Source organism: Streptomyces sp. IBSBF 3136 (assembly GCF_036815105.1).
Taxonomy (GTDB): Bacteria; Actinomycetota; Actinomycetes; order Streptomycetales; family Streptomycetaceae; genus Streptomyces.
Window position 1 is genome coordinate 37,199 of the sequence record NZ_JAJSZC010000024.1, and the last position, 17,230, is coordinate 54,428.

The window sequence follows — 17,230 nt, forward strand, 5'->3', positions numbered from 1 at the left end:
CTCAGTTCACCGCCGCCGTCGCGGCGTCGCGGTACTGCCGCAGTTCATTCTTGGCGATGGCCCGCTTGTGAACCTCGTCGGGACCGTCGGCTATCCGCAGCGTCCGCAGGTACGCGTACATCATGGCCAGCGGGAAGTCGTCGGTAACGCCCGCTGCTCCATGCACCTGGATCGCCCGGTCGATGATCTTGAGCGCGATGTTCGGGGCCGCCACCTTGATCGCCGCGATCTCGGTGCGCGCCTCCTTGTTCCCGACGGTGTCCATCAGATAGGCGGCCTTGAGCGTGAGCAGGCGGATCATCTCGATGTCGATACGCGCTTCCGCGATCCAGTCCTGGATGTTGGCCCGTTCGGCGACCGGACTGCCGAAGGTCACCCGTGACTGCGCGCGCCGGCACATCAGCTCCAGCGCCCGCTCGGCCGCGCCGATGGCCCGCATGCAGTGGTGGATACGACCGGGCCCGAGCCGGGCCTGGCTGATCGCGAAGCCCTCTCCCTCACCCTTCAGGAGGTCCTTGGCGGGCACCCGCACGTCGTGGAAGTCGATTTCGGCGTGCCCCTCACGGTCCTGGTAGCCGAACACCGGCAGGCCGCGCAGCACCGTGATGCCGGGCGCGTCGATCGGGACGACCATCATCGACTGCTGCCGGTGCGGAGCGGCGGTGGGGTCCGTCTTCCCCATGACGATGAGCACCTTGCAGTTGCGGTGCAGGGCATTGGACGCGAACCACTTGCGGCCGTTGAGCACGTACTCGTCGCCGTCGCGCTTCATCCGCAGCTCGATGTTGGTGGCGTCGGAGCTGGCGACACGCGGCTCGGTCATCGCGAAGGCCGAGGCCATGGTCCCGTCGAGCAGGGGCTTGAGGTACTTCTCCTTGTGCTCGTCGCTGCCGAAGAGGGTGAGCACCTCCATGTTGCCGGTGTCGGGAGCGTTGCAGTTGCACGCTTCGGACGCGATGTGGCTGCGCCCCATGATCTCCGCCAGCGGCGCGTACTCGAGGTTCGTCAGCCCCGGGCCCCACTCGGGGTGCGGGTGGAAGAGGTTCCACAGTCCGCGCCGGCGCGCCTCCGCCTTGAGGTCCTCGAGGATCGGCGGGTGGAAGTGCGGGTCGCCCGACGCGAGCATCTGCTCGTGATAGTCCGCCTCGGCGGGGTAGACGTGCGCATCCATGAACTCCAGCAGATCAGCCCGGTACTTCTGGGCGCGGTCCGACATCTCGAACAGGGACATAGGAACTCCTGACGATCGACTGGCCTTCTTCATACTTGAATCTGGCGTCAAGTTCAATATAGGGGTATGCGGCAGCACGCGGCGAAGGCCGTGGAATCACCCGGCGTTACCGGGTCCGACAAGGCGGGCGGATCAGCAGTGACCGGGGAACCGCAGGGCGTTCGCCCAGAGCCGGGTGACCGTGGACACAAGTTCCTCGAAGTCCACCGGCGTACCTTCTTCCTGCTCTTCACTGACAACGAAGGCGTTGTACGCCATGACGCTGACCATGCCCGACAGCGCACGGGAGGCCATCATCGGATCGACCTCACGGTCCGCGACCCCCCGCGCCTGCAGGTCGGCGATGCCGCGGGCGTTGCGGCGGATGAAAGCGTCCCCGCGCCGGCTTCGGAACTCACGGAACTCGGGCTCCACTTGGGCGACCTGCTCAAGCAGGGCCATCAGCTTGGCGTTGCGCCTGTACGCCGCGAGGTACGCGCGATTGCTCGCCTCGAGTACCGCATAGGGATCGTCGGTGCTCTCCACCCGGCCCATGCCCGGGTGCATCATGTCCTCCTGCGCCTCCAGGAGGACGGCGGCGAGGACCTCTTCCTTGTTGGCGAAGTAGGTGTAGAAGGATCCCGCCGCGCACCGGGCCTCTTTGGTGATGTCGGTCAGGCGGGTGTCGAGGTAGCCGTCCCGTTCGAACACTTTCCGCGCGGCCTTCACCAAAGCGGCCCGCGTCCGCGCTCCGCGCTGCGTCGTCGGCGGCTCGCGAAGTTGCGAAAAGGGCGCCACGGGCGGTGCCGTCTCGCTGTCGATCTCCTCGGGCACAGTCCTGTCCATCCGCGCAACTCTAGTTGAATCCGACGCCACAGTCACAAACGCTTGCGACGCACGGGCATACCGGCCGCGCCGGTGGATGTCCCGGTGTGCGAGGTTCAGGGGCGGCGGGCGGCAACGTCGCCCAGCGCGGGGTCGCGGGTCAGAGCGGTGCGGTCGATGGCCTTCCGGGGAGGTGAGCAGGTGGCGGTGTGGGGCTCCGCTTCGCCGATCGGTCGACTCGGCCCGGCCTCGACATCGGCCGTCGGACGTCGTGGCCGTAGGTGCGCCGACCGGTCAGGTGGTGATTCCGAAGTGTTCGGCGAGTTGGCGGCGGGTGTCGGCGGCACTCGTGTGCAGTACGCCCCCGATCCCGAGCCGTGCCGCTCCGTCGAGGTTCTGCTGCAGATCGTCGATCATGACCGCCTCCTCGGGGTCGATACCGAGGCGTTCACAGGCGATCGCGTAGATCCGCCGGGACGGCTTGCGGATCCCGACCTCGGAGGAGATCACGACCACATCGGCGACAGCGGCGAGGTCGACGCCGTCGTAGGTTCCGGTACCGAACGAATTCGACACCAGCCCGAGGGGACGGCCCGCGGCCCGAAGATCAGCGAGCAGCGTGAGCATGTCCTGGTCGATCGATATGCTCGCCAGCATCCGTGCCGTGAGCCCCTCGGCCGGTACGTCGGCGCCGCGGGCGCGGAGCCGTTCGGCGAATCCTCGCTCGAAGGCCTCGGCGTCGATACGGCCGCGCTCGTGGTCGGCCAGGAGGGTGCGCGTCGGCTGGTCGCGGGCGAGGAGGTCCAGCGGCAGGCGCGGGTCTCCGCCGAGTGAGGCGCCGAAGTCGGTGAAAGCCTGCAACACGCTGGAGGTGATGACCCCGCCGAAGTCCACCAGGACCGCTGCGCGCTTCCCTCCCATCAGGCGACCTCGAACAGTCCGGCTGCGCCCATTCCGCCGCCGACGCACATCGAGATCACCACATAGCGGACACCGCGGCGCTTGCCCTCGATGAGGGCATGCCCCACCAGACGGGCACCGGTCATTCCGTACGGATGGCCGACCGAGATCCCGCCGCCGTTGACGTTGAACCGCTCCGGGTCGATGTGCAGTTCGTCGCGGCAGTACAGCGCCTGGGAAGCGAACGCCTCGTTGAGTTCCCACAGGCCGATGTCGTCGAGGGTGAGGTTGTGCTGCTTCAGCAGTTTCGGGATGGCGAACACCGGGCCGATGCCCATCTCTTCCGGCCCGCAACCGGCAACGGTCATGCCCCGGTAGACGCCCAGCGGTTGCAGTCCGCGGCGCTCGGCCTCCTTCGACTCCATCAACACCGACGCCGAAGCCCCGTCCGACAGCTGCGAGGAGTTGCCCGCCGTCACGCTGGAGTGCGTGGTCACCTGACCGTCGGGCAGCACCGGCGCCAAGCCGGCCAGGCCTTCGAGCGTGGTCGACGGGCGGTTGCCCTCGTCCCGGGTGAGGGTGACCTCCTCGTCCCGCACCTCCCCGGTCTGCTTCTCGCGCACCTTCATGACGCTTTTCAGCGCGACGATCTCCTGGTCGAACCGGCCGGCCTCCTGCGCCGCCGCGGTGCGCTGCTGTGACAGCAGCGCGAACTCGTCCTGTCGTTCCCGACTCACGCCGTAGCGTTCGGCGACGATCTCCGCCGTCTGCAACATCGGCATGTAGACGCTCGGCTTGTGCTCGACCAGCCAGGGATCCGATGCGCGGTGGGTGTTCATGTGCTCGTTCTGCACCAGCGAGATCGACTCGACACCGCCGCCGACAGCCACCTGCATGCCGTCCGCGACGATCTGTTTGGCGGCCGTCGCAATGGCCATGAGGCCCGACGAGCACTGCCGGTCGATCGTCATCCCCGACACGGTGTCCGGAAGTCCGGCACGAAGAGCGGCCTGCCGTGCGACGTTGAAACCGGAGGCCCCCTGCTGCGCGGCGCAGCCGAAGATCACATCCTCGACCTCGCCCCCTGCCAGCCCGGCGCGCCGCACCGCGTGCGACAGCGCATGGGCGGCGAGTTCCTGCGACTGGGTGTCGTTGAACGCGCCTCGGTAGGCCTTTCCGATCGGCGTCCGTGCCGTCGAAACGATGACTGCTTCTCGCATGTCGTCTCACTGCTTCCTGTGGGTCCGGTGCAACCCGGAGCTTCGGGGCCGCAACTCCGAGCTCCGTGAGCCGGGCTCGGCGTCGATGGCGGGGCCGAACGCCGACTGGCGCCTCTGTGCGCGGTCATCGACCGTCTCCTGCGTCGACGAGGACATGAGCCGGGACCGCAGGAGCGACGGGAGTCGGCCTCCCGACTGGTTATAGTTGAATTCGGCGTCAGGTTCAACCACGGGTCTCGGGCCCTGCGGTCCGGACCACCCGCCCCTGCGAGTGAAGGGTACCGACCAGTCGGTATGAGGGGTGGTCGTGGCCGGACTGAGTATCTTCACCGGTGCGGGCGTCTTCGCCGCGATCGTGGCGGGTCCGCCGGAGGGCCGCCCGGTGCCGGGATCACCGCCCACGACTCATCAGTCAGCTCATGACGACGCACCACGAACAAGCCAACGACGCTGCGGGTCAATACACCCAGGACCTGCGGTCTTCCATGATGCCGACCGACGAAGTCAGCACGGAACCAGTACGTGGCCGGTGGCGTGCTGACTCGGTTGAGCGTCCCGCCGTCACGAGGCCGGCCCGGCCGAGCCCCAGGTAGCGCAGCGCCAGGTCGATGGCCATGTGGCGGTCCTCGCCGGCGACGGCGTGCACAGCCGACCCTCCGTGAGTTTGTCGCGAGCGACGTTCCAGCCGGCGCGCCCCAGCACCGCGTCGCGCCCGGTCGTGTCCTGGTGAGCCGGGCGGGCCCCCATCGCGGGGCCGACAACCGCAATCGAATTACATCGATCGCCACAGCCGTCCTCGCCCTTTAGGGCAACGCCAAGAAATCCCAGAGCACCATGGAAAGGGAGTGCCACTACTTAACAGCCATCGACGGCCGGCGGCACCGGCGACACCCGATATGACCAACGAGGTATCACCTGATTCGGATGCGCGCGAAATGAGTGACGAGTTTGCCGAATGATGGTCTGAACGAGCTCACCTCGCCGATAGCGCGGGTATTCGTCTTGAATGGGAAACGGGGTTGGCAGGGGCGCGGCAGCGGCCCCACAACCCGGTCGTGAGGGTCCGGCACATTGGTGTCGTGGGCACTGTGTGCCAGGTGAAGGTCCTTCCACGGGAGGGGGGCGGTCGGCAGGCTCGAGGTGTCGACCACTGCGGGTCGCCTCCGTCGAGCCCCTCCGGGAGAGACCAAAATGGACATCCGGCAACTCCGAACATTTCACCGTGTGGCCGCGCTGGGGAGCTTCACCCGAGCCGCGGCCGAACTGAACTACGCGCAGTCCTCGGTGACCGCGCAGATCCAGAGTCTTGAAGTGTCCCTGGGGGGCGAGCTGTTCGAGCGGTTCGGGGGCAAGGTGAAGCTGACCCCGGCGGGGACGCGGCTGCTGCCCTACGCCGGGCAGATGCTGGCCCTGGCGGACGAGGCGCGAGGCGCTGCGTCTCCGGACGCGCAGCCCGAGGGTGTGCTGACCATCGGCACGATGGAGAGCATCACCTCCTACCGGATGCCGCCGGTGCTGGAGTTCTTCCACCACCGCTACCCCCGGCTGCAGATCGCGCTGCGACCGAGTCTGTGCGCGGAGACGCTGCACTCTCTGCGTCAGGGGCTGTTCGACGCCGGCTTCCTGATGGAGGCCGAGACGCAGCACTCCGGGGTGCACAGCGAGGTTCTCGGCGTGGAGCGGCTCGTCGTGGTGGCATCGCCGGGGCATCGGCTCGCCGGGGCGTCGAAGGTGGAGACCGACGATCTGCGGCAGGAGACGGTGCTGGCCCCGGAGGCGGGGTGCGCCTACCGGGAGTTGCTGGAGGCGGAGCTCAACGAGGGCACGGGGGAGCCGGTGCCTTTTCTGGAGTTCGGCAACATCGAGGCCATCAAGCGTGGTGTCGGCGCCGGCCTCGGGATCAGTCTGCTGCCGTGGATGGCGGTCGGCCAGGAGCTGTCGGCCGGGACGCTGGTGCCGCTGGCGTGGGAGCCGCCCTTCGAGCTGTTCACGCAGCTGGCCTGGCGCAAGGGGGCGCAGCTGTCGCGGGAGCGGCGCGTGTTCGTGGAGCAGGTCATCGACTGCCTGAGCCGGGAGTACCAGGAGTCCTGAACGGCATCCGCAAAACGGCGAACTGTCGGGATTCCATGAGCGGCCTGCATGCTGCACATGAATGTATTGGCTTTATCGATCGATGGATTCGATAAAGGCCATCTGCAAAGCCGAATGGGATGTGTGGACTTCCAGGTCGGACGGCACGAAGAATGTTTTGCAGTCCCAGTAATCGGCAAGGAGAGGCTCCTATGTCACAGGTCATGCTCCCGACTAAGCGGTTTGTCGTGTCGAGCGTGTCGTCCGACGCCCACATGTGGAATCTGGTTTTCCTCCAGCTGATGCTGGAGGAGCAGGGCGCCCAGGTCACCAATCTCGGCGCTTGTGTGCCCGACGACCTCATCATCGAAGAGTGCCGAAGGTCGCGGCCGGATGCGCTCATCATCAGCACGGTCAACGGACACGGCCATCTCGACGGCCTCCGGCTCATCCGCCGTATCCGCAGTGAGCCGGATCTGATGGACCTGCATGTTGTGATCGGCGGGAAGCTCGGCGTGCGGGGAGCGGAGAACATCGTGTTCGCCGAGGAGCTGGCGCTCAGCGGGTTCGACGCGGTGTTCGAGGCAGACGGCGGGATCGAGGCCTTCCAGGAGTTCCTGGGCTCGCTCGACAGTGGCGAGCGCCCCGCGCTGGAGTCGGCGAGGGCAGCCGCATGAACAGTCCCGCCAGGATTCCCGAGCGGTACGCGCCCCAGATCGCTCCCAAGGGACGTTTCTCGCGTCACGTCCGACGGGCGCATGCCCGGGGCCGGCTGGTGGTGCAGCCTCGGATGGGGTTCGCGGATCTGGCCACCATGCGTGAAGGGTTGCTGGGCGTGAGAGGCGCCGAAGCCACGGCGATCGGCACGATCACCCTGGACAGCTACACGCGTGTCAACGACCACGACTCCGCCCGTCAGGCCCTGCGTACGGGAGCCGAGCTGAACGGGTTCCCGTTGGTCGCCCATGGTCCTGACGCCACCCGGCAGCTGCTGGGTTCGGTGTCGGGGCCGGACTTCCCGGTGCAGGTGCGCCATGGTTCGGCATTGCCGTACCCGCTGTTCCGGGCGATGGTCGAGGCCGGCGTGGACGCCACCGAGGGCGGGCCGGTGTCGTACTGCCTGCCTTACAGCCGGGCGCCGATCAGTGAGGCGGTCAAGGCCTGGGCACAGTGCTGCGAGCTGATCGCGGAGCAGCCCGATCCGATGCATCTGGAGAGCTTCGGCGGTTGCATGCTGGGGCAGTTGTGCCCGCCCGGTCTGCTGGTGGCTCTCAGTGTGCTGGAGGCGTTGTTCTTCCGGGAGCACGGACTGAGCGACATCTCCTTGAGTTATGCGCAGCAGACCCATCCGGGGCAGGACATGGAGGCGATCGCCGCGCTGCGGCGGCTGGCCGGCGAACGGCTGGCGCAGGCCGACTGGCATGTCGTGCTCTACACCTTCATGGGGGTCTTCCCCCGTACGTCGGTGGGTTCGTACCGGATTCTCGAGGAGAGTGTGCGGCTTGCCGTGCGCACCGGCAGCGAGCGGCTGATCGTGAAGACGCCGGCGGAGGCGCACCGCATCCCGACGATCACCGAGAACGTCGACGCGCTGGAGTTCGCGGCGTCCATCGCTCGGGACGAGGCGGAGCGTCCGCCGGAGGTCGTGGCGACCGACTCGGGGATCTACGAGGAGGCGCGGCTGCTGGTGGACAGCACGCTGGAGATGGCGCCGACGGTCGGCGAGGCGTTGGTGCGGGCCTTTGGCCGAGGTCATCTGGATGTGCCGTACTGCCTGCATCAGGACAACGCCAACAGGTCCCGGGCCTACGTCGATCCGGCGGGCATGCTGCAGTGGGCGGAGCCGGGGCGGATGCCGCTGCGCGTGGTACGCGGCGCCTCGAGACGGCCGGTCAGCGCGAAGGGGCTGCTGACGATGCTCGGCTTCAACGAGCGGCGTTTCGACCGGGAGCAGCTGACGCAGGGGCATCTGCGCGGGCTGCAGTACGCGGCGCCCGAGAGGCGAAGGAGTCTGCGGTGACGCCCCGCACCGATGACGCTTCCCGCACCGGGCTGCCCTCTCCGGCCCTGCACCGTGTCCGCCGTCCGCGCATCCCTGCCCTCGACAGTCTCGTCCGCAGTGCCTGTTCTCGACCGAGGAGCGTCCTGTGACCATCACTCCCACTCTCGATGCGGTACGGGAGCGCGGCGCCCTGCGTGCCGTGGTGAGCCGCGGTATTCGTGGGCTGTCGCTGTGCGGTGACGACGGCCGCTGGCGCGGGCTGGACACCGATGTCGCCCGGGCCGTGGCCGCCGCCGCCGTGGGTGACGGCGAGGCGGTCGAGTGGGTGCCGTCCGATCCCGCGGACCGGTTGACGCGGCTCGCCGGCGGCGAGGCGGAACTGACCGTCGCCAACGTGAGCTGGACCCTGGGCCGCGAGGCGTCCCTGCCGGTGCTGTTCACCGGCGTCACCTGCTATGACGGTGAGGGTTTCCTCGTGCCCGCCGAAAGCGGCGTGACCCGGCCCGAACAGCTGGCCGGGCGGCGGGTGGCCGTGCAGGCGGGCACGACCAGCGCGGCCAACCTGGCTGCCTGGTTCGGCGGCCGGGGCCTGGCCGTCGAGCCGGTCGCCCACGCGACGCCGGCCGAGACGCTCGCGGCGTACGCGGCGGGTGAGTGCGCCGCCTACGTCCTGGACCGGGTCGCCCTGGCCGGGGAGAGGGCCGGGCTCGACGATCCGGCGGCGCACCGGATCCTGGACGAGGCGATCTCCCGCGAGCCGATGGCGGCCGCCGTGCGCGACGGTGATCCGTCGTGGTTCCGGCTGTGCCGGTGGGTGCTTCAACTGCTGGTCTCCGCCGAACAGCACGTCGTCGAGATGGGCGAGCGGGACAAGGCGCTGGCGCAGGCCGCCGAGACGGCCGGCGCCCACGGGCCCGCCGTCGGCCTCGACCACGACTGGGCGGCCCGTGTCCTGGCCGCCGTCGGCACCTACGCGGAGGTGTACGACCGCAACCTCGGACCGGCCACGGGGCTGGCCGTGCCGCGAGGACTCAACGACCTGTTCATGCGAGGTGGCCTGCAGTACGCCGTCCCCCTCCACTGACCCCTACCCCTCCCCCCTTGGAAAGGCATCTCACCATGAGCATTGGCACCCGGCCGGCGAGCACCGAGACGAAGGGAGCGATCGAGCTGACCCTAGCCATGGTGCTCTCCGGCACCCTCGGCGTCTTCGTCATCGAGTCCGGCGCGTCGCCCTTCAACGTGGTCTTCTTCCGCTGCCTGTTCGGCACCGCCACACTCGGCCTCTACTGCCTGGCGCGCGGCTTCTTCAAGAACCACGGCTTCACCCCGAAGAAGCTCGGACTCGCCGCACTGGGCGGCGTCTTCATCGTCTTCAACTGGGCGTTCCTCTTCCAGTCCTACGAGGACACGTCGATCTCCGTGGCCACCGTCGTCTACCACACACAGCCGTTCTACGTGATGCTGCTGGGTGCCGTGCTCTTCCGCGACAAGCTCACGGCCGCGAAGTTCGGCTGGCTGGGTGTCGCGTTCGTCGGTTTGGTCCTGGTGGCGGGAATTTCCGCGGCCGATCTGACCGGCAGCGGGGACAGCACCTATCTGACAGGCCTGGGGTACGCGCTGCTGGCGGCGGTGTTCTACGGGATCTCGACGGTCATCACCAAGCGGGTCACCGGGGTACGGCCGCATCTGGTCGCGCTGGTGCAGCTGGTGCTGGGCATCTTCCTGCTGCTGCCGTTCACCCGGTTGGGTGAGATGAAGGGGCTGGGCGGTGACTGGGGCTGGCTCGTGGGCCTCGGCGTGATCCACACCTGCGTGATGTACGTCCTCATGTACTCCGCGTACCAGAAGCTGCCGACCCCGAAGATCGCCGTCCTGGCATTCGTCTATCCGGCCGTCGCCATGCTCATGGACTGGGCCGTGTACGGGCACCGTGTGAGCCTGCTGCAGGCCCTGGGCATTCCGCTGATCGTGGCGGCGAGCCTGGGCATCAACCTCGGCTGGTCCTTCGGCGGGCGCCGGACGTCCGTCGTCTCCGCCGAGGAGCCCGCACCGGTCGCCGGTGCGGTGGCCGCGTCCAAGACCGAGATCAAGACCGGAGGAACCCGATGACCCTCGTGACCGACCCCGCGGCCCCGCGGATCGCGATCGTCGGCGCTACCGGCGCCGTCGGCAACACGCTGATCGAGCTGATCGAACAGCGGGGTCTGCGCTACCGCGACATCCAGCTGGTGGCGTCGGCGCGTTCGGCCGGCACGGAGCTGAGCGTGGACGGCGTGTCCTATCCGGTGCAGGCGGTGGAGGAGTTCGACTTCGCCGGTGTGGACCTGGCGTTCTTCTCCGCCGGCACCGAAGCCAGTGAGCAGTGGGTGCCCAAGGCCACCGCGGCCGGTGCCGTCGTCATCGACAACACGATCGCCTTCCGCATGGACCCGGACACGCCGCTGGTGGTGCCGCAGGTCAACGCTTTCGAACTGGACGCCCGTCCCAGGTCGGGTGTGATCGCCAACCCGAACTGCTCGACCATTCCGCTGGTGCGGCTGCTGCACGGCATCGAGCGGCGGTACGGCGTCCGCCAGGCTGTGGTCAGCACCTACCAGGCGGCCTCCGGGCTGGGGCATCCCGGTGTCGAGGAACTGATGGACGCAAGCCGGGCGACGCTGGAACACCCCGAGGAGGTCTACCCCAGCAAGGAGTTCTCGCCGTCGCTCGCCTTCAACGTCATCCCGAAGATCGACCGTTTCCTGGACTCCGGCTTCACGCTGGAGGAGCAGAAGATGCTCCAGGAGTCCCGCAAGATCCTCGGCATGCCTCATTTGGACGTGACCACCACGTGTGTGCGGGTGCCGGTCGTCAACGGCCATTCGGAGGCCGTGTGGATCGAGACGCAGGGTGTCGTCGACCGGGAAGAGCTGGTGGAGTTGCTCGCCGCGCTGCCCGAGGTGACCCTGCACGACCGCCGGTCGCGGCACGAGTTCCCCACTCCCGCCACGATCGACGATCCCTACCGGGTGCACGTCGGCCGGGTCCGGGTGAACCCCAACAACCCGCGCGCCTTCTGGCTGTGGCTGGTCGCGGACAACCTCACCATCGGCGCGGCGCTGAACGCGATCCAGATCGCCGAGGAGCTCATAGCCCGGGGGACGCTGTGACGCGACCGCCGCTGGACCCGTCCCAGCGCCCGCCGGCGGTGGTGAAGTTCGGCGGTTCGAGTTTCCGGACCCTGGCGGCGTACGGGCAGCTGGCCGAGGCGCTGTCCCGGCGGGTCGAAGAGGAGAACACCCGCCTGGTGGTCGTGGTGAGCGGCCAGCCCGGTGAGACGGAGCAGTTCCGGGACCGTCTGAGCAAGGTGAACCCGCATCCCGAGGACGAGACCGTCGCGGGTCTGCTGACCCTGGCCGACACGGTGGGCGCGCAGCTGCTGGCGACCGCCCTGCACCGGGAGGGGCGTAGCTCAACGGTGCTGGCGGGGCACCAGTTGGGGCTCACCACGGACTCCTCGTTCATGTGGGCCCGCCTGGAGCACACCGATCCCGAGCCGTTGCGCTCGGCCGTGCGGGACCACGACGTGGTCGTGGTCCCGGGCGGCCAGGCCGCCGACAAGGAGGGCCGGCCGACCTGGCTGGGCAAGAACAGTTCGGATCTGTCGGCGGTGGCCGTCGCGGCGGCCGTCGGATCGTCTCGCTGCGAGATCCACTCCGACGTCGACGGCATCTACAGCTCCGACCCGCACCTGATCACCGGGGCCCGGCTGCTGAACGAGGTCTCGTACAACACGGCGGCGCTGATGTCGCTGTACGGCGCGAAGGTGCTGCACCGCCGGGCGGTGCGGTTGGCGCAGCGCAACCGGATCGAGATCGTCTGCCGCTACAACAGGCCGCCGTTCCCCGCCGGTTCCGTCATCGGCAGCGCCGGCTCCTCGGTGGCCGCGGTGGTGCTCAACCAGCGTTCGGTGGCTCTGCGTTACGCGACGGAGGAACTCGCCGACCGCGCGTACACAGCCTTCCACGGCGCCAACATCGATGTCGTGCGGCTGACCGCGGGACCGCTGGTCGCGGTCACCGGGGGGTTCGTGGACCTTCCGGAGTTCCAGCGGCGCAACGGTCTGGTGCCCGGCGAGTACGCGGGGGTGCCGGTGACCGCGGTGCGCGGCAGCCAGGTGGTGACCCAGCTGGCGGCCGATGAGGAGGACGCGCTGCATCTGACGCAGCGCCTGCACGACCACGTGAACCGTCCCGGCGCTGGGTCCGATCCGAACGCGCCACTGCTCGAGTTGCAAGGAGTGTGAACACCATGACCGCCACCACCGACCACGGTGTGCTCGCCACGGCCGGCGCCACCACGCCGACCTTCAGGGAGATCGTCCTGCCCGACGCGGTGCGGGACGCACTCGGCGAACAGTTGCGCGGCCTGCCGGATCCGAACATCGACATCGACCGCTCGTCCGCCGGCCTCCTGCAGATCTTCGCCACGCTGCCGACCGAACTGCTGCAACAGGTCCTGGACTTCGGCCGACACAACGACACGCCGGGGGTCAGCCTCGTCAGCAACCTTCCAGTGGATCCGGTGATGCCGGACACGCCGTCCGACGGCGGCCCCAGCACCGAGAAGCGGTCGTTCGTCGCCGAAGGGGTGCTGCTCGGGCTGAGCGGTCTGCTCGGCGAGCCGATGGGGGTGCTGACGGAGAAGGCGGGACAGCTGATCCACGACGTCATCCCCGTCGCGGGGGGCTCACGGACCCAGACGAACCAGGGTTCGGAGGTCTTCCTCAACTTCCACAGCGACATCATGCACGACGTGATCGGCCGCTACGACGTCGCCAACCCCGACTTCCTGGTGCTGTCCTGCCTGCGTGCCGACCACGAGGGCGTCGCCGGCACCTACTACGCCGACGCCCGTGACGTGTCGGCCGCACTCGCCCCGGAGGTCCTCGAGACACTGCGCAGTCCGCTGTTCCGGCTCAACGCCCCGGGCAGCTATGTCCGTGACGTCGCCGGCGGTCAGGACGTGCTGTCCGAGCCCGTGCCGCTGATCAACGGTCACTTCGACTACCCCGAGATCGCGATCTCCGCCAACGGGGTGCACCCGCTCACCAGCGGCGCCCGCGCGGCGATGGACACCCTGCAGACGGTGTGCGGCGAGGTCGCGCACCACGTGCGACTGCGTCCCGGGCAGGCCCTGCTGATCAACAACCGCAAGGGAGTGCACGCACGGTCCACGTTCACGGCCCGCTACGACGGCAGGGACCGCTGGCTGCAGCGCACGTATGTGCGCCGCAGCCTGTGGAACGTGCGCTACCGGGTCACCGAGGGCAACCGCCGGGTCCACTACTGACCGGCCGTCCCGGCCCTGGCCGTCCCGCGTCACCGCACGGATGACCCGGTGACGCGCCGGGCCCCGGAGAGCCCCGTGTCACGCCGAGCGACCCTCGGCGCGCCACGGGGCTTTCGCGTGCCCTGCCCCGGCCGCCCCGGCCACCGGCTGGCCGGGACCGGTCAGGCCCCACACGGCCACTCGCCGGCCCGTGCCTGCGGCGTCCACGCGTCCGATGATCGACGTGTCGGCAGCAACCCGCAGCGACGTGAGGGAGACCATGGGCAGGACACTGGCGCAGAAGACGTGGGACGCCCACGTCGTGCGGCGCTCCGGTGGCGGCGACGATCTGATGTACATCGATCTGCAACTGCTGCACGAGGTGAACACGCCCCAGGCGTTCGACCGACTGCGCGCGGCGGGTCGTACGGTCCGCCGCCCGGACCTGACGGTGGGCACCGAGGACCACAACACACCGACGCTGGCCCTGGACCGGGTCATCAAGGACCGCGAGGGCCGCCGGCAGGCGGAGCTGATGCGCTCCAACTGCGCCGAGTTCGGCATCCCGCTGCACCGCTTCGGGGACCCGGACCAGGGCATCGTGCATGTCATCGCGCCCGAACTCGGTCTGGTGCGGCCGGGGATGACGATCGTGTGCTGCGACTCGCACACCACCACGCTCGGCGCCTTCGGCGCGCTGGCGTTCGGCATCGGGTCCAGTCAGGTGGAGCACGTGCTGGCCACCCAGACGCTGCCCATGCGGCCGCTCAAGCAGATGTCCGTGACCGTCGACGGCGTCCTTCCGGCCGGGGTGAGCGCCAAGGACCTGGTGCTCGCGCTGATCGCCGAGGTGGGCACGGCGGGCGGCCAGGGACACGTCATCGAGTACCGCGGTGAGGGTGTGCGGGCGCTCTCCATGGAGGCGCGGATGACACTGTGCAACATGTCGGTGGAGGCCGGATCCCGTGCCGGGATGGTCGCCCCGGACGAGACGACCTTCGCCTACCTCGCCCGCTGCCCCGGAATGCCGCGCGGCGCCGACTGGGAGCGCGAGGTCGCCCACTGGCGCGGGCTGGCCGGTGACGCGGACGCCCGTTTCGACAAGGCCGTCACCCTGGACGCGCGCACCCTGAGTCCGTACGTGTCGTGGGGCACCAATCCCGCGCAGAGCGTCCCGCTGGACGGACGGGTGCCCGCGCCCGCCGACTTCGCGCCGGGCGCGCAGCGGGCCGCGGCGGAACGGGCGCTGGCCTACATGGATCTCAAGCCGGGGACGGCGCTGCGGGATGTCGCCGTGGACACCGTCTTCCTCGGGTCGTGCACCAACAGCCGTATCGAGGACCTGCGGGCCGCCGCGGACGTCCTGCGGGGCCGGAAGGTGGCGGACGGCCTGCACATGATGATCGTGCCCGGATCGGCGCGGGTGCGTCGGCAGGCCGTCGACGAGGGTCTGGACCGGGTGTTCGCGGAGGCGGGCGCGGACTTCCGGGCGGGCGCGGGCTGTTCGATGTGCGCGGCTCTCAACGAGGACCGGCTGCTGCCGGGGCAGCGCGCCGCCTCCACCAACAACCGCAACTTCGAGGGCCGGCAGGGTCGCGGGTCGCGCACCCACATCGTGTCGCCGGCGGTGGCCGCGGCCACCGCGGTCACCGGGACCCTGTCCTCCCCCGCCGACCTGTAAGACGAAAGGCCCGCCATGGAGAAGTTCACCGTGCACGTCGGTACGGCCGTCCCGCTGCGCCGCACCGACGTCGACACCGACCAGATCATCCCCGTCCGGTTCTGCGCGAGTACCCGCCGCACCGGGCACGCGGACGCGTTGTTCGCCGACTGGCGGGCCGAGCCCGGCTTCGTCCTGGACCGGCCCGAGCGGGCGGGCGCCAGCGTTCTGGTGGCCGGCCAGGACTTCGGGACGGGTTCGTCGCGCGAGTACGCGGTCTGGGCCTTGCAGGACTTCGGCTTCCGGGCCGTCGTCGCACCCCGCTTCGGTGACATCTTCCGCGGCAACGCGCTGATGAACGGCCTGCTCACGGTCGTGGTGCCGACGGAGGCGGTGGAACGGCTCTGGGAGCTGACGGAGGGTGATCCGCGGGTCGGGGTCACGGTCGACCTGGAGCGCCGGGAGGTGCGGTGCGCCGGTCTCGTCCAGGCCTTCGACATCGACCCGGAGGTGCGACGCAGGCTGCTGGGCGGCCTCGACGGCATCGCCGACACTCTGCGGTACGAGGCGGACATCGCCCTCTACGAGGCCGGGCGCCGGCCCGCGCTGCCGGTGACGCGCCCTGCGGTGACGGTGGCGCCGTGAAGCTCAACCAGTGCGCGGCGTTCGTCGCGATCGCCGACACCGGCAGTTTCACCAACGCCGCCCGGGCGCTGGGCGTCAGCCAGTCCGCCATCAGTCACGCCATCGCCGGTCTGGAGGCCGAGTTGGGGGTGACGCTGATGGTGCGGGACCGCTCCGGTGTGGAGCTCACCGACGCCGGGCGCCGCGCACTGGAGCCCGCGCGGGGCGTGGTGGCGCAGGCGGACCGGGTGCAGCGGGCGGTGCGCGGCACGGACACCGAACCCGAGGGCACCTTGCGCATCGGCACCAGTCAGAGCTTTGCGGCACGGCTGCTTCCGGCGCTGATGTCGGAGTTGCACATGCGCTATCCGCGGCTGCGGATCGAGTTGCGCGAGGCTGGTGACGCGCAGATCGCCCAGTGGCTGCGCGCTCGTGGCATCGATCTGGGCATCGTGTCGCTGCCCAAGCGTGGCCTGGTCACGGCGCCGCTGCTGCAGGACGAGATGTTCGCGGTGCTGCCGGCGCACCATCCGCTGGCCCCCCGGCCGGAGCTGCGGATCGCCGAGCTGGCCGGGGAGCCGTTCCTGATGCCGGTCGGGGGGGTCGAGACGATGGTGCGCGCCGCGTTCCGTACGGCCGGCCTGGAGCCCGAGGTCAGCCATCACGTGCGGGACACCAACGCGCTGCTCGCGATGGTCGCCGCCGGGCTCGGCACGACGGTCATTCCGTGGCTGGCCCTGCCGCCGGCGCTGCCGGAGGTGCGGCTGGTGCCGCTGTCCCCGGCGGTCGTGCGCCATCTGGGCATCGGCACCCGTCCGGGGGCCGAGGACTCTCCGGTGGTGGGGGCCTTCGTGCACGCGGCTCGGTCCCTGGCGCTGCGCAGCGACTGGAGGAGGCTTCCCCTTGCCGCGTAGCCGGGGTTCGCGCGGGCCGCGGGCCGCGGGGGCGACGGGCGGGCGGTCAGCTCACGAGGCGGGTCGGCGCGTGCCGGACTCCGAGCACGGTGCAGCCGGTCTCCGTGCTGACCCGGTGGACGCTTCCGGGCCGCTCGATGACGAGGTCACCGGGACGGTAGCGGTCGCCGTTGTCGTTGAGGAGCTCCCCCTCCAGGACGAGAATCAGCTCGTGGCCGAGGTGTTCGTGCAGGTCGCCGTGGGCGCCGGGAGCCATCCGGGTGATCATCGCCGCGCCCGCTTCGGTGCCGTCGGTCACGTAGAGGCGGTGCAGGTCGACGCCGACGCGACCGGGTTCCTCCCAGCGCTCCCAGGGCAGGGCGTCCAGGCCGACGGGGTCGAAGATGTCGCGCAGGACGGTCACTTGACGTATCTGGGGCGAGGCGGCGGGAGCGGCGGAGCGGGTGACGACGGACATGGGGGCGCTTCCTTTCGGGAGGCTGGGGCGGGACG

General features: G+C 69.6%; 17 protein-coding genes. 11 read left to right on the plus strand and 6 right to left on the minus strand.

The features are described 5' to 3' along the window. Position 1: 1 nt before the first annotated feature. The 5 genes from V7E45_RS08055 to V7E45_RS08075 form a co-directional block, all read right to left on the minus strand. Positions 2-1,231 carry an acyl-CoA dehydrogenase family protein gene (locus V7E45_RS08055; protein WP_333773394.1) on the minus strand — a complete coding sequence of 410 codons (1,230 nt, stop codon included), beginning with the start codon at positions 1,229-1,231 and terminating at the stop codon, positions 2-4. Positions 1,232-1,363: 132 nt separating this feature from the next. Beyond that, entirely contained in the window at positions 1,364-2,056 is a 693-nt protein-coding gene (locus V7E45_RS08060; protein ID WP_333773395.1) for a TetR/AcrR family transcriptional regulator, read from the minus strand. Between the two features lie 273 nt (positions 2,057-2,329). After that, positions 2,330-2,956 (minus strand): HAD family hydrolase, encoded by a 627-nt coding sequence (locus V7E45_RS08065; protein WP_333773396.1) that lies wholly within the window; start codon positions 2,954-2,956, stop codon positions 2,330-2,332. After that, on the minus strand, positions 2,956-4,155 hold the full coding sequence (locus tag V7E45_RS08070) for an acetyl-CoA C-acyltransferase (protein ID WP_333773397.1): 1,200 nt from the start codon (positions 4,153-4,155) through the stop codon (positions 2,956-2,958). The genes V7E45_RS08065 and V7E45_RS08070 overlap by 1 nt, the downstream gene beginning before the upstream one ends. A 457-nt stretch (positions 4,156-4,612) precedes the next feature. Beyond that, positions 4,613-4,771 (minus strand): hypothetical protein, encoded by a 159-nt coding sequence (locus tag V7E45_RS08075; protein WP_333773398.1) that lies wholly within the window; start codon positions 4,769-4,771, stop codon positions 4,613-4,615. Between the two features lie 575 nt (positions 4,772-5,346). On the opposite strand from V7E45_RS08075, the gene V7E45_RS08080 reads away from it, so the two are divergent. The 11 genes from V7E45_RS08080 to V7E45_RS08130 all read left to right on the plus strand — a co-directional run bounded on the left by V7E45_RS08080 (position 5,347) and on the right by V7E45_RS08130 (position 16,738). After that, positions 5,347-6,246 carry a LysR family transcriptional regulator gene (locus V7E45_RS08080; protein WP_333773399.1) on the plus strand — a complete coding sequence of 300 codons (900 nt, stop codon included), beginning with the start codon at positions 5,347-5,349 and terminating at the stop codon, positions 6,244-6,246. A gap of 191 nt (positions 6,247-6,437) precedes the next feature. Next, positions 6,438-6,902 carry a cobalamin B12-binding domain-containing protein gene (locus V7E45_RS08085; RefSeq protein ID WP_333773400.1) on the plus strand — a complete coding sequence of 155 codons (465 nt, stop codon included), beginning with the start codon at positions 6,438-6,440 and terminating at the stop codon, positions 6,900-6,902. After that, entirely contained in the window at positions 6,899-8,245 is a 1,347-nt protein-coding gene (locus tag V7E45_RS08090; protein ID WP_333773401.1) for a methylaspartate mutase, read from the plus strand. The genes V7E45_RS08085 and V7E45_RS08090 overlap by 4 nt, the downstream gene beginning before the upstream one ends. 127 nt (positions 8,246-8,372) lie before the next feature. Further along, complete coding sequence (locus V7E45_RS08095) at positions 8,373-9,311, plus strand: transporter substrate-binding domain-containing protein (RefSeq protein ID WP_333773402.1); 939 nt, start codon at positions 8,373-8,375, stop codon at positions 9,309-9,311. 35 nt (positions 9,312-9,346) lie between these two features. Beyond that, positions 9,347-10,339: a DMT family transporter gene (locus V7E45_RS08100; RefSeq protein ID WP_333773403.1), complete on the plus strand. Its 993-nt coding sequence runs from the start codon at positions 9,347-9,349 to the stop codon at positions 10,337-10,339. Continuing rightward, entirely contained in the window at positions 10,336-11,379 is a 1,044-nt protein-coding gene (locus V7E45_RS08105) for an aspartate-semialdehyde dehydrogenase (protein ID WP_333773404.1), read from the plus strand. Before V7E45_RS08100 ends, V7E45_RS08105 begins: the two co-directional genes overlap by 4 nt. Continuing rightward, the gene (locus V7E45_RS08110; RefSeq protein WP_333773405.1) at positions 11,376-12,515 is read left to right on the plus strand and encodes an amino acid kinase family protein; all 1,140 of its coding nucleotides are present in this window, start codon (positions 11,376-11,378) and stop codon (positions 12,513-12,515) included. Before V7E45_RS08105 ends, V7E45_RS08110 begins: the two co-directional genes overlap by 4 nt. Positions 12,516-12,520: 5 nt before the next feature. After that, complete coding sequence (locus tag V7E45_RS08115; RefSeq protein WP_333773406.1) at positions 12,521-13,561, plus strand: TauD/TfdA family dioxygenase; 1,041 nt, start codon at positions 12,521-12,523, stop codon at positions 13,559-13,561. Between the two features lie 259 nt (positions 13,562-13,820). Then, positions 13,821-15,221 (plus strand): 3-isopropylmalate dehydratase large subunit, encoded by a 1,401-nt coding sequence (gene leuC, locus V7E45_RS08120; RefSeq protein WP_333773410.1) that lies wholly within the window; start codon positions 13,821-13,823, stop codon positions 15,219-15,221. A 15-nt stretch (positions 15,222-15,236) separates the two neighbouring features. Then, the gene (gene leuD, locus V7E45_RS08125) at positions 15,237-15,845 is read left to right on the plus strand and encodes a 3-isopropylmalate dehydratase small subunit (protein WP_333773407.1); all 609 of its coding nucleotides are present in this window, start codon (positions 15,237-15,239) and stop codon (positions 15,843-15,845) included. Continuing rightward, entirely contained in the window at positions 15,842-16,738 is an 897-nt protein-coding gene (locus V7E45_RS08130) for a LysR family transcriptional regulator (protein ID WP_333773408.1), read from the plus strand. Before leuD ends, V7E45_RS08130 begins: the two co-directional genes overlap by 4 nt. 46 nt (positions 16,739-16,784) lie before the next feature. Here the strand turns inward: V7E45_RS08130 and V7E45_RS08135 are convergent, their stop codons facing one another. Continuing rightward, positions 16,785-17,195, minus strand: coding sequence for a cupin domain-containing protein (locus tag V7E45_RS08135; RefSeq protein WP_333773409.1), 411 nt, complete (start codon positions 17,193-17,195; stop codon positions 16,785-16,787). Positions 17,196-17,230: the final 35 nt, after the last annotated feature.